The sequence below is a fragment of the Anditalea andensis genome (assembly GCF_000714815.1).
Classification (GTDB): domain Bacteria; phylum Bacteroidota; class Bacteroidia; order Cytophagales; family Cyclobacteriaceae; genus Anditalea; species Anditalea andensis.
Genome location: NZ_JMIH01000011.1, coordinates 76,394 through 88,353 on the forward strand (window position 1 = coordinate 76,394; position 11,960 = coordinate 88,353).

General features: G+C 38.6%; 10 protein-coding genes. 3 read left to right on the top strand and 7 right to left on the bottom strand.

What is annotated here, in order from left to right; all coding sequences use genetic code 11:
• Positions 1-754 precede the first annotated feature (754 nt).
• Positions 755-1,498: a CPBP family intramembrane glutamic endopeptidase gene (locus EL17_RS02500; protein WP_035069662.1), complete on the top strand. Its 744-nt coding sequence runs from the start codon at positions 755-757 to the stop codon at positions 1,496-1,498.
• 252 nt (positions 1,499-1,750) lie between these two features.
• On the opposite strand, the gene EL17_RS02505 is transcribed toward EL17_RS02500, so the two are convergent.
• The gene (locus EL17_RS02505; RefSeq protein ID WP_035069665.1) at positions 1,751-2,899 is read right to left on the bottom strand and encodes a hypothetical protein; all 1,149 of its coding nucleotides are present in this window, start codon (positions 2,897-2,899) and stop codon (positions 1,751-1,753) included.
• Between the two features lie 510 nt (positions 2,900-3,409).
• Between EL17_RS02505 and EL17_RS02510 the strand changes: the two genes are divergently transcribed.
• The gene (locus EL17_RS02510) at positions 3,410-3,997 is read left to right on the top strand and encodes a hypothetical protein (RefSeq protein ID WP_035069668.1); all 588 of its coding nucleotides are present in this window, start codon (positions 3,410-3,412) and stop codon (positions 3,995-3,997) included.
• A 240-nt stretch (positions 3,998-4,237) separates the two neighbouring features.
• Here EL17_RS02510 and EL17_RS02515 read toward each other — a convergent pair whose 3' ends face one another.
• From EL17_RS02515 to EL17_RS02535, 6 genes are all read right to left on the bottom strand, one after another.
• On the bottom strand, positions 4,238-4,705 hold the full coding sequence (locus EL17_RS02515; RefSeq protein WP_051719755.1) for a DUF4625 domain-containing protein: 468 nt from the start codon (positions 4,703-4,705) through the stop codon (positions 4,238-4,240).
• 66 nt (positions 4,706-4,771) lie between these two features.
• Positions 4,772-5,731 (bottom strand): DUF4625 domain-containing protein, encoded by a 960-nt coding sequence (locus EL17_RS02520; RefSeq protein WP_035069671.1) that lies wholly within the window; start codon positions 5,729-5,731, stop codon positions 4,772-4,774.
• A 338-nt stretch (positions 5,732-6,069) separates the two neighbouring features.
• A complete protein-coding gene (locus tag EL17_RS02525) occupies positions 6,070-7,050 on the bottom strand; it encodes a DUF4625 domain-containing protein (protein WP_035069674.1) in 981 nt (326 codons plus the stop codon).
• A gap of 8 nt (positions 7,051-7,058) precedes the next feature.
• On the bottom strand, positions 7,059-8,039 hold the full coding sequence (locus EL17_RS23840) for a TonB-dependent receptor domain-containing protein (RefSeq protein ID WP_205623523.1): 981 nt from the start codon (positions 8,037-8,039) through the stop codon (positions 7,059-7,061).
• Positions 8,014-9,456 (bottom strand): TonB-dependent receptor, encoded by a 1,443-nt coding sequence (locus EL17_RS23845; protein ID WP_051719757.1) that lies wholly within the window; start codon positions 9,454-9,456, stop codon positions 8,014-8,016. The genes EL17_RS23840 and EL17_RS23845 overlap by 26 nt, the downstream gene beginning before the upstream one ends.
• Positions 9,457-10,493: 1,037 nt before the next feature.
• Complete coding sequence (locus EL17_RS02535; protein ID WP_035069676.1) at positions 10,494-10,844, bottom strand: winged helix-turn-helix transcriptional regulator; 351 nt, start codon at positions 10,842-10,844, stop codon at positions 10,494-10,496.
• Positions 10,845-11,058: 214 nt separating this feature from the next.
• Between EL17_RS02535 and EL17_RS02540 the strand changes: the two genes are divergently transcribed.
• Positions 11,059-11,856 carry an SDR family oxidoreductase gene (locus EL17_RS02540; RefSeq protein WP_035069679.1) on the top strand — a complete coding sequence of 266 codons (798 nt, stop codon included), beginning with the start codon at positions 11,059-11,061 and terminating at the stop codon, positions 11,854-11,856.
• The last annotated feature ends 104 nt before the right edge of the window (positions 11,857-11,960 follow it).

The window sequence follows — 11,960 nt, forward strand, 5'->3', positions numbered from 1 at the left end:
TTCATAGATATCAAAACAATTAAGAATACCGAAAAATTTTGCTTAATATATTTTTCAAGTTTAAAGTTCGTCGGAATACGTTGAATTGACCACGGTTAATGCTGAAAACTTAAAGCTAAACCGTAATTCAAATGGTTTAAAAAAATGAGTAAGTGTGGTATATCCCTATCAGTTTTATTAACCTCATATTTTCAGGGTATCTAAATAGTGTTCATTGTCCCCTAATAGAACTAATTATCATCAATGCGTACCAATATTTGGTTATCAGAGATCAGAAAATTGTTTTAAAATATCAATAAATAACTGATTCCATGAAAAGTTCCTGTGAATGACCCTGTATGCAGCTGTTAATCCTCCCGAGTTGAACCTTGGGTTTTATTTTTACTGGACCCAAAATACTGAGCTCATAGGAATACAATTTTACTTATAGAAAAGTATACGGTTATCATTTACCTTCCAAATGGAAAAATAGATACGGAAGGAGGCTACTTGGAGAATTAATGGGGAGTTACTGGGAAAATTACCGGGGGAGTAAAAAAATTCATGCTAATATTAGAAGGGGCTGAGAAAAGAAATTGGATGCACCGTAAGTTTGATCTCAAAAACATTGGCTTTTTACAGGACACATCACATATCATTAGACCTGTTGAAATGACATAAGCTATGCTTCCCAATTATACACACAGGCTGACACTGAAGGGATTGGCCTTTTTGGTTTATTAAGATAAAGGTATATCTTCATTTTTTAGTAAATATGGATAAAGAACTTAGACAATTTTGGAAAAGGATTTTTGGCTTTAATTGGAAATTAGGCCTTGTTTTAATACTTATAGTTTGTATTCCGCGATTCATACTGGTACTGGATGCCAATGCTACTGGAAGTTATGGTGCTATAGGTTTGATAATGACCATCTCAGCTATGGTACCATTCCTTTTTTTAAGTAAACACGGCCGTACAGCGATAGGAATTACAAAGCCCAGAAAATATAGTTGGCTTATAATCGCTTTTGTTTGTGGCTTGGTAGCAAGTCTATTTCTATATTGGCTAGGCCATATTTTGTACGGAAACAGCTATGAAAATTGGTATGGGTATATAGGGAAGTCTTATAATATCCCTCCTGCTATAAATCATCATGATAGAACAATAATGTTTATCATGATGGCCATTACCGGAATGACATTCAGCCCAATCGGTGAAGAACTGTTTTTCCGGGGAATCGTTCATTCAAGTTTTGCAAAATCAATAGGAGAAAAATATGCATCAATAGTGAACAGTTCCGCCTTTGCATTAACACATATTTCCCATTTTGGAGTGGTGTTTATCCATAATAAGTGGGAATTATTCACCATACCTACTATAATTTGGGTTCTGGGTATGTTTTTTATGAGCATATTATTTTTCTTATCAAGAAAACAATCAGGGTCAATTTTAGGGGCAATAATATGCCATTCGGCATTTAATCTGGGAATGATATTCAGTATATTTTATCTGCTATAATTGGACACTGAAATTAAGACCGAGTAAAAAAACTCCGTTCAAAGTAAATCAGTATCGTTACCATGATTAAAACCCCTGCTGTAATGCTGACACTATCAAGCTCAGGACCATGATGCGTCACAAATTGTACCCCTTTAAGGCTAGAATAGATCAAAAGACCTTTATCAGGTTTGCCCCCACTGGGAAGAATACAGGCTTATAAAATAGTCCCGCTTAACCAACATGCCGTACGTCCGATGGATACAGAAATGATCAATTCATTTTGTTTCCATCATTTAGCTGTAATAAATAGTATGTATTCCAATCTTCTTCCCCAAGAAGCCTTTGATTTTTTTGGACAACAATCTGTCCATTCTTGGTTACAATAGGGGTTGAAATTATACCTGATGGCAATTCAATATCCTCTTGGAGTAATTTGTAATCTGAATCAAAAACTGCGGCATATTTTGGTAAGGATTCAAAGAAATCCAACCACTCAGTTAGATTTTCTCTGTCATAATTTTTCACGATATTTTCGTTAGCTCCCTTTTTGTAAATAAGTATTATTTTGTCCTCAAGCACATAAAGTTGTTCTATCATGGATGGGACTATCAATTCCAGCTTGGAGAAGAATTCATCTGAATTTTCCAAATTTGTATATGGAAAGGGGATTTGGTCTTTCAGATTTAAACTGACACTTTCTTTAAAGATCAGGTCTTCACCCTGTTCCTCATAGACATAAAACTTCATTTCAGCCATTAGGAATAAATACCAATCTTTCCCTTTTTTAATGATATGTGGATGGTATAAGAAATGAAAATTGCCGTCTTTGTACCTTGAAGTTTCCGGGATTTCCATTGTCAGCGATACCTCGTTAGTAATGGGATCCAATACCTCCAACAAGGGTCTATTGTAGTATTTTTTATAGAATTTCTCTTGGTCTTCCCAATCACTGAGATCTCTCTCAGGACGGTAATATGCCAATTTATCCCCCAGTTTAAATGTCGGTCTATTAGAGGGATGCATATAAATATAATCCTCAGGTAAAGGAATAGTATTGGTTAGCACTCCTTCATTTGAAAACTGCATTATTCCCCTATGTAAATCCATTATTGAAAATTTACCATCAAAAAACCCAGCTGTATAGACCATGTTAATCGCATTGGGTCCGTAAGTTTTGAGCTCAATATGAGAGGTGATGTCACCTGTATTGTCAAAAATAAAATAGCTTGATTGCGCATCTTTCTTTGCCAAGAACATTCCGTCTTCCATATCAATTAACGTCAATTCTTCCAGGTGATTGACCCTGATTGAATCCGTAATTTCAAATTTATAATTTGTTAAAATGGATTGGTCTATGTTTTTATCATTTGAGCAACCAAACAATACAGCAAAAAGAATGAGGTAGGTAGAATTTTTCATTCCCCAATTTAATGGAATTATAAATTTCAGACTAGTTAATTTATGTTAGGATGGAATGCCCAACTGGTAATGTATCCATAATTAAGTACTTTGTATACTCCGCTGTCTAAATAAAAGGGTTTATTTACTCCTGATAAAAAAACTACCATACTTTCCGATGATACTTATAACCTAACCAGCCAGTCTATAATGTATGTCATCAACCTAAATTAGACATGCTGGAAAATGCTGGCCAATCTTTACCTAAAAATTTTTAAAAGCGGATATAGTATGCAAACCCCAGGTGAAGGGGATCTTGGGCTATCTGCTGGATATGGGTATAGGTAAATTCTCATATCCAAAAATGGGAGAAATGAGATTATCGAAGAATTGATGAAATGATATACTGGAAACTTTAAATCAACGGCCACCCTAACCTTGCCTAATTTCGGTACATCATCAAGCTAAGATATCTATCTAATTTTTTTAATTTTAGAGATATGGTTTGTAAATCGGTAAATAATATAAATAATGAAAAATATAAGTAAAAAAGCATTCGGTCAAATTATTCTTTTCTTGCTTTTCATAAACTTCCAAAATTGTAAAGTACAGGAATCTAACCAATCTTTAAAGATAGCTGACTTTGAATTCACCTCTATTTTCGGAATAAATACCAATGATTATATTAACCAATACTGTTTACTTGGATCAGGTTATTTTAGGGCACCACGGTCAGAAAATTCCGACAGTCTTATTATAGACTGGTTAAACATACATCCCAGGGCCCGAGTGGTACCTGTTTCTACCGTTAAATCTTCCGATTCCAATGGCAACAATACCAACATGGTATATTGTTGGGTAATAGATAAAGAAGACACTTTGAACAACTATTTAATTAAAAACGGTGCCTATCCGGGGGAAACGATGGTGAGACCCCAAACCTGGGATGAACTGGAGACATGGAAAAAAGCCACATACCAGGGCCGGGACAAAAAGGCTAATGTAGAGGTTTATATTGACAATAAGACTTATGAGACTTTCATTGAACAAATTAAAACTGCCGAACTTTATGCCAGAAATAAAAAGCTTGGCATTTGGGAGAAAGCCTTATCTGAATAATGTAAATCATCAAAAGTGACCATGATCAACTTCTGATGATTTTACTATATTAAAATTGAAGCTATAAGAATAGTTTTCTATCTCCAAAACTTGAATGATTATGACCATGCTAGTAAATACCCCATATAAACCCACCTGGTAAAATAAAGAAGATGAATTCCTTTTTAAGCTGTTATTGGTTAGTCAGTAAAACAAATATTTAACCCATCCAACGTACATGTCAAGCTTAATTGTGAACCACTATTCTATTTTAATACTTAGCCCTATCATAGTCTGCCATCCTTCTTTATCAGTTACCCGTATCATTAAGTGGTAATCACCGGAGTCAATATCTTCCGGAACTTCAATTTCTGTGCTCGCCGGGTATTCCCTTAATCCTTCCGGAATAGGATAATTACGGATAAACAAAAAAGGCTTTTCAGGGACTTTGATCCGATCCAGATCACATTCTTCCACCTCGGTACTATGGGTGTGATGGTCAAAATTATGATGTATATCCAGGCTATAAGAACCAAGTTGCACATTGTCATGGAAAAATGCCCTAAACGTAAAAGTCTCCCCCTTATTGATCGTACTGCACTGAATCGGGAAGGCATCCTGATGCAATAATATTTCCGGATATTCGGTATCGATCATTTCATGGTGATCACTGCAGCCTGCCCATAATAAAAACATGGGAAATAGGTAATAGAAAATTTGCTTTTTCATGAGTGAAAGGTTTTTAGGCTATAAAAAGCCTGTCTTCTAATGGGGAAGACCGGCTTTTTTTAATGTTTAGAATCCTGCCACAGTAAATGGGAAATAATAATATGCACTCATATTGTGTGTGTTATTGGTATATATCACTCCATAATAATATTCCCCATTTTCCCAGGAATTATTTCCCTGAATCTGATTTGGAGAAGGTAAATGGTTATCCATAGATGCTCCAATTTCAAGTGCTAATGGAGTAGCATTGCCAGGAAGTTCTAGATAATTGGTAAATAACCCTACCTCCATTAAATTTTTATGTTCCCTTACATCGACAACAATTACCTTTGTAAAATCGATATTTCCAACAGATTCGGGAAGATGGTTTGCGCTCTTTTTAACAATGACTGTATACAGTATGCCATCATCTTTAATATTCCTTATATCTACATAACTTCGGAGCATTTCACCTTTGAGAAAGGTATTTTGTTCAGGATCTACCAATCCTCTGTTCATGATGTAGAAAAAACCATGGTCTACCTTTTCCACCATCAGTGAGTACACTTCCGGGTTGACGGCGAGATTAGCAGCGCTGACAAGCTCTATTGTATGGATCTGTTCTACCACCATACCTTTTTCATCACGTACCCGTACAGTGAAATCGAATTTACCCTCAGGTGCGTCCGCAGGGATGGTAAAATGTTTGTGAACGTTAGTATTTTTGGCTCCCTTGTATTCAATCCATGTGATTTCATGAGCCCATTCTTTAGAATAGGTTTCACCCGACCTCGGCGAGATCAAGACCTGAATGTGGTCAATCTTGTTTAGGGCAGTGACATCCATATCCAAATGGAAATCCCTTCCGATAATGCCTCTTCCATTATTACCGGAGCCGATTTCCATATTTTCAATGCTAATCCCTGCGTCTTCGGGAACCATATCCTCATCATTGTTACATGAAATAAAAGGAATGGACAATAGAAATGCGAAGATAAGACGGATTCCTACTGCAATACTTAATTGGTGTTTTTTGATCGGTTTCATAGATTTATAATTTGTTTTTAATGGGCAGCTGAAGTCTGGAATGGTGCACCCACTCCCCCCGATAGCTATCTGGGCATACCTGTGTGTGATCCCGTAGTTTACATGCTAGATTTAATATGCTTAATGATAGTTAATTTAGGCCTGGCATTCCGTTGTAGGAGGTTTTCGTCATGCTCGAGTCATATGAATGTACAAATGCCTACCAAAGCCTTACTTTATGCAAAATTTTTATTTTCTGTATTTCATGAATTTGAATTAATTATAATATTTATTAAAGATGGGAATGGGTAGTGTTGGATAAGCCTATATATGGAATAGTCCGTCAATCCGGTAGAACCTTAATCCATATTTACCGAAACTTCAATATATTGGAATAGACCCATATTATAAGTGTCATTATGATAGATTATACCTATGTAATAATCACCTGTTTCCCATGTTTTTAGATCGGTAATCGGGGAAGGTTCCGGGACGTTTTTATCATGAGTGGCGCCTATCACGATGGCAGGTTTGCGGATAGTCAAGGGAGTGGTAGACCAATCTATTAAACTCGTGAAAATTCCGGTTTCGGGCATATCTTTGTGCTGCCAAAAATCTGAAACAATAGCCATGGAAAAATCTATTGCATCAATGGTTTCAGGTCGGTGGTTGTGTTTTTTGTTAATCATAAGGAAGTATACTCTTCCATCCCCCTTTATGCCCGAAACATTGCCAAAAGTGGATATGATTTCATTCCTATTCAATTGACGATCTGTGTCATGAGGACCCTGACTGTAATAGACAGTTCTTTTTTCATCATGGTTTTCATCCACCTCAGTGACGCCTAAAATTGATATTTGTGGATCGACAGGAAGATTCTCGGGGGCATAAATGCTGATATTCCGCTTTTCTTCCAGTTTGGTGCCGTTCTGGTCGTTCACGATGATCACAAAATCGTAAGTACCTTCTATTGCATCATTCGGAATATTGAAATGGGCATGGACATTGGCGTTTTTTGCATCTTTATATTGTGGCCATTTTATTTCAAATGCCCACACACCTCTATAGGTCTCTCCTGACCTTTGCAATATTTTTACCTGAATATCCTCAATTCTATCTCCTGCAATAACATCTGCATTGAAATGAAAGTCCCGGCCTATCACCCCTGTTTCATTGTTATTAAGGCCCACTTCTACCTTTTCGATGGTTGGTTCCTGCAAAACAGGGACAATATCCTCCTCATCTTTACAGGAAAATAGGATTACAGAAATCAGTAGGGCAAATAGCAGCGGTATTCTTTTAAAAGGACCGGTTCGGTTTTTTAAAAATAGTTTGTTCATAGGTTTAATTATTTAGAAAGAGGTGTTTTAATTGATAAGATAATGTTACGCCCAGCTTCGGGCAGCTCAATCAATCGATAGAAACTGGTATGGTTCAAATAATAAGTATTAAGCAGGTTCTGCGCCTGAATGCTTAGCTGGACAGGTTGTTTGTATAATAGCGCTTGGGTTCCTACCTGTACATTCAATACCTGATAACCTGGAGTTTTCTTTTCAGGAGGCACTATATTATGCTGCTTGTCGGTCATGCGATAATCTATGGATATGTATGTTGCCTTTAGCCCCTGCATGATCGCAGGCGACCAGGTAAGGTTGAGCAGTAAGGAAGGCGGGGGTGAAAATGGCAAAGTATAGCCTATTTTATCTCCTGAAAGCTGGCGGGCATATACATACTCCCCCAGCAGCTCCGTCCGCAGATTATTTAGCAGCTGATAGCCTAGCTGCACCTCTCCCCCATATCGCATCACTTCACTTTGGGTGTATTGAAACACCTGATTTCCTGCCCCATAATAATAATCATGCTCGGATGTAGGGTTCAGGTAGATGTAGTTGGAAAAATAATTGAAGAAAGGACTCAGCTCCAGGGACCAGTTGCCGCCTTCCCAAATCCCCCCTAAATCAAGCTGGTAGGACTGCTCCGGGGAAAGGTCTGCATTGCCACGCTCATAGCTGAAATAATGATAGTTCACCCCGTTGGCAGCAAGTTCTTTGGCTATGGGCATCCGGAAACTTTTACCAAGATTGGCTTTGAGTTGGACCTTGTTCAGGTTATAATTGATCCCGGCAGAATAGACCAGACTGTTAAAGGACCGGGAAAGGCTCGATGCCCGTTGTAGGTTTTCGGAAATGGATCCACCCTCTTCCGTTATGATATCAGAAGTAAACCAGTCTACGTATTCACTGGATTGGATCTTCCCATAATCGTAGCGAAGGGCAGCATGCAATAGTAGGTTATCCTTTAGGTTAATCTTGTCTCTTGTCGTACACAAATGCCCCTGCCATGACCTGACGGAATGCAGGTACAAGAAAACTCCAGCCACTGATCGCATTGTCCTGATATTCACCACTCATACCTACAGCGAGCAAGTGTTTGCCATAAGACAGATTATCCCGGAGGTTTACCGAATAGACACGTTTATCGAAGGCCCTTTCCAGACTGGAGGAGACCGGCATTTCTGATGGATAGACCGGTGGCATGTAGCCATGGTTGACATAGGCACTGTATTCCTCCCGTAAATTACGCTGGTAACCCAATTCCATCTCCAAACGGTGACCGGAAAATCTATACGCTGTATGGCTTATTATTTTATAATGGTCCACCTGCTGGTTGGGCATCTGTATATCACGGTCTGAGCTATCATGCAGGTCAGTGTCCACCCTCCGGGGTTCCAGTCCATGGGCATTGGCAAAAAAACCGCTTTTGCTGTAGATGTGGCTGAAATATAGAATGGATTTGGCCCGGTCGCCCAGGTAACCTGCCTGTAAATGAAACCCGGTTTCTTTACCCGCTGTATTGCGCAGGTGGTTCCTGTACAGCTTCACGGGAAAATCATATACATGTACCACATCTGTGGGTACTCTATAGTCTCCGTATCGCTGATAGCTCAGGCGGGTGTCAAAATACAACTTTTCATTTCGGCTAAACAGATTTATAGAAGTGCCCAGGAGGTTATTGTTTGACTTGCCGATCAGGTCCACTGATCCACCAAATGTACCGGGATCCGGTGCAGGCACCGGCTTTACATTGATGGCCCCACCAATAGCATCAGAACCATAGGCAAAAGAAGCTGCCCCTTTGATCAGTTCTACTTCTTCGGCAGCAAACTGATCCAGTTCCAGTCCGTGATCCGCTCCCCATTGCTGGCCTTCATGTTTTATGCCCTTGTCGAGTACCACCACCCGATTAAAACCCAATCCACGGATCAGCGGCTTAGACTGACCGGACCCTATCCCTATGGTACTGATGCCCGGAAGGCGCTCCAAGGTATGCATAAGGCTGCCTCCCATGTACTTTTGGAGAAAATCACGTCCCACTACCTCTACATTCAGAGCATCCTCCTGCTTGCGAAAAGGATTGGTCTCCACCAATACCTCGGATAAGAGTTGGTCAGATGGTATAAGTACTACCCTAAAACCCTCCGCTTTTTGGCCGGGAAAAAAATTGATCCGTTGTGTTACATAACCAATATGGGAAATGAGCAGGTAACTATCTTGCTCGATCCCTTCAGAAAAGGAAAAGTGCCCCCTCCTATCCGTGTCGATCATAAGGCTATCCGGAAAAAGCCATATATTTGCCCCTCTCAAAGGCTCCCCGTTTTCATCCACTACCTCGCCTGATAGCTTTACGGATTGGCCAAAGACGGCCCCGGAAACAAATACTAAATACCAAATTATGATACTCTTCATTTGAGCAATACTGCGTTATAGATGATGTAAACCATAGCTTACTCATCTTAATGATTATTAGCAAAAGGTAAATAAATCAGACCTTTCAAGCCCATATGTCAAAAAGTCAAGAATAAATTATCAAATGACATACGGTTTCGTCTGTCGGAATATTCTATAATAAATAATGCTATATGACCACCAAACTAAGATGGACCATAAGCATGGAAATATTTAAAGATATTGCGGAAAGGTTACACGTATAGCCTTTTAGGTTTGAGAGGCCTTTGTTACAATAATGGTTTATTCAATAGCAGAATATTAACAAAAACCTACATGCAACAAAGATGCAAATAATATCTCAATATTTAAAACCCACCCAAATAATTTATTATTGAAGTTAGAGTAGTGGGAAAAAATTAAACGTTAACAGGTTTAAATATAGTGGCTTATCATCGGGTAAGTACTTAGCCTATGAGAGAAGATGGGGGTTATTTTACCACGCTCCTGCCAGGCCAGGCTTTATACCAGATGTTAACCTTTCACAATTAGGAATGGTAAGCTATAATGGTAATAGTCATACGACAAATCATTTTATTTGTGAAAAATTGTGACGAACAGAAGAAACTCACTTACAAGCTGAAATGCCCTTATATATTTGGCGATGATGAGGTACATGAATTTGTTACCTATTGTGGATAATCCAAAGGAGAAAACAAATCATGTTGCTATATATACCATATAGAGTTTGAAGGCAAAGAGATAACCCCAATCCCTATGGAAAATCACGAAAATACGTCCTTTACAGCTGCTATCTTCTTGAATTAAAACAGACTTGGTTTCAAACTGCGTTGCTACTTTTTTTATAATGCATCTCCCTAAAAGTATGGGATTTGGTATTAAACAATACCTCCTTAGCAAAATCAAGTAGTCAAGTATGACCTATATTTTCATGATGATTATATATTTCATGCTCTGCTGAATGCGATTACCTACAACGGTAAACCGTAAAGTAAACATAATCGGTTTGAATGTCTGACCAGGGCGGTGTATTAAACTTACACTTTTCCACTGATTTTCTTTAGATGATTTTTGCCCCATTTTTCCAAAGGCGCAGCTACCTCTTCGGTAGTTAAACAGTATGCTGTGAGGGCATATTCAATCCTTACTGGGTAATCATCTATTACGGTTCTGCTTATCAGTAAGTTTTCTTCTAAGTGCTTCAACTCTTTGGATAAAACACGGTTCGTAATCGTGGGTATAGAGCTAGCTATTTCATTAAAACGCTTATTTCCTGAGTAGATAGATAAAATCACTGGTATTTTCCACTTACCCCCTAGGACAAACATGGTGTCCTGAATCGCCTTTATTTTTTCCTGGAAATTTGTTTCCTCATTTTTGGTTACCATGACAGTACGTTAAACGGATTAAGTATACTTTAGGATACAGGTATCAAATGTATACTTTTTTCTCTATACTTTTGAAGCCACTCAAACAAATAAATCATATGAAATCTAGCATGAGCAAAAGCTCACACACTGGGATGATTATCGGCCAAATCGAGATCATCCCGACCTCCGGTACGGGACAAGTTATGACCATTAAAAAACAAAACATAAACAGATGAAAACAATCTTCATTACAGGTGCTTCATCAGGCATTGGTAAAGCAACCGCTAAACTGTTCCATTCCAAAGGTTGGAAAGTGATAGCAACTATGAGAACACCGGAAAAGGAAACAGAATTAACACAACTGGACAATGTTACGGTTCTACCGTTAGATGTTACAGATGATGAACAAATCAGGTCAACAGTTCAGGCTGCCCTATCACTAGGCAACATTGATGTGGTGCTGAATAATGCTGGTCATGGCTTATTTGGCCCAGTCGAAGCTGTAGATGATGGAGCGATTTTAAGGCAAATCAATACAAACATTTTGGGGCCCTTAAAAGTAATTAGAGCATTCATCCCGTATTTTAGAGCAAAAAGAGAGGGATTGTTTTTGAACACGACTTCTATGGCGGGTCTAACCGGCTTTCCTCTAAGTAGCATTTACAATGCTACAAAATGGGCATTAGAAGGATTGAGCGAATGTTTGTCTATTGAGTTATCGATTTTTAACATCGTAGTCAAAACTATTTCACCTGATGCAACGAAGACTGCATTGTTTACTTCAGCAGATCTAGTATCTCATCCGGTATACGATGGCATGATTCAAAAAATGCTAGGTGGGATTAATCAAAATACTGATCCTGCAGAAATTGCGGAAGTTATCTACGGGGCAGCAACCGATGGAAAAGACAAGTTGCGTTACCCTGCGGGTGGTGTTGCAAAACAAATTTATAGACGGCGCCTAGACATAGGACCAGAGGCTTCCAGGCAAGAAACCACCAAATGGTTCCTCAGTTTGCAAGACACTTGATTGACCTACATCTACTACAGAATAGTAAGCATTTTGAATTCAAAATTCAAGTTGCTTACTATACTGCAATACCTGAAACATTATGAATCCATCAGCAATTGACA

Excerpts from the sequence above, each read along its gene's own strand:
- EL17_RS02500 (WP_035069662.1), top strand. The coding sequence starts at position 755 with ATGGATAAAGAACTTAGACAATTTTGGAAAAGGATTTTTGGCTTTAAT.
- EL17_RS02505 (WP_035069665.1), bottom strand. The coding sequence starts at position 2,899 with ATGAAAAATTCTACCTACCTCATTCTTTTTGCTGTATTGTTTGGTTGC.
- EL17_RS02510 (WP_035069668.1), top strand. The coding sequence starts at position 3,410 with ATGAAAAATATAAGTAAAAAAGCATTCGGTCAAATTATTCTTTTCTTG.
- EL17_RS02515 (WP_051719755.1), bottom strand. The coding sequence starts at position 4,705 with ATGAAAAAGCAAATTTTCTATTACCTATTTCCCATGTTTTTATTATGG.
- EL17_RS02520 (WP_035069671.1), bottom strand. The coding sequence starts at position 5,731 with ATGAAACCGATCAAAAAACACCAATTAAGTATTGCAGTAGGAATCCGT.
- EL17_RS02525 (WP_035069674.1), bottom strand. The coding sequence starts at position 7,050 with ATGAACAAACTATTTTTAAAAAACCGAACCGGTCCTTTTAAAAGAATA.
- EL17_RS23845 (WP_051719757.1), bottom strand. The coding sequence starts at position 9,456 with ATGAAGAGTATCATAATTTGGTATTTAGTATTTGTTTCCGGGGCCGTC.
- EL17_RS02535 (WP_035069676.1), bottom strand. The coding sequence starts at position 10,844 with ATGGTAACCAAAAATGAGGAAACAAATTTCCAGGAAAAAATAAAGGCG.
- EL17_RS02540 (WP_035069679.1), top strand. The coding sequence starts at position 11,059 with ATGAAAACAATCTTCATTACAGGTGCTTCATCAGGCATTGGTAAAGCA.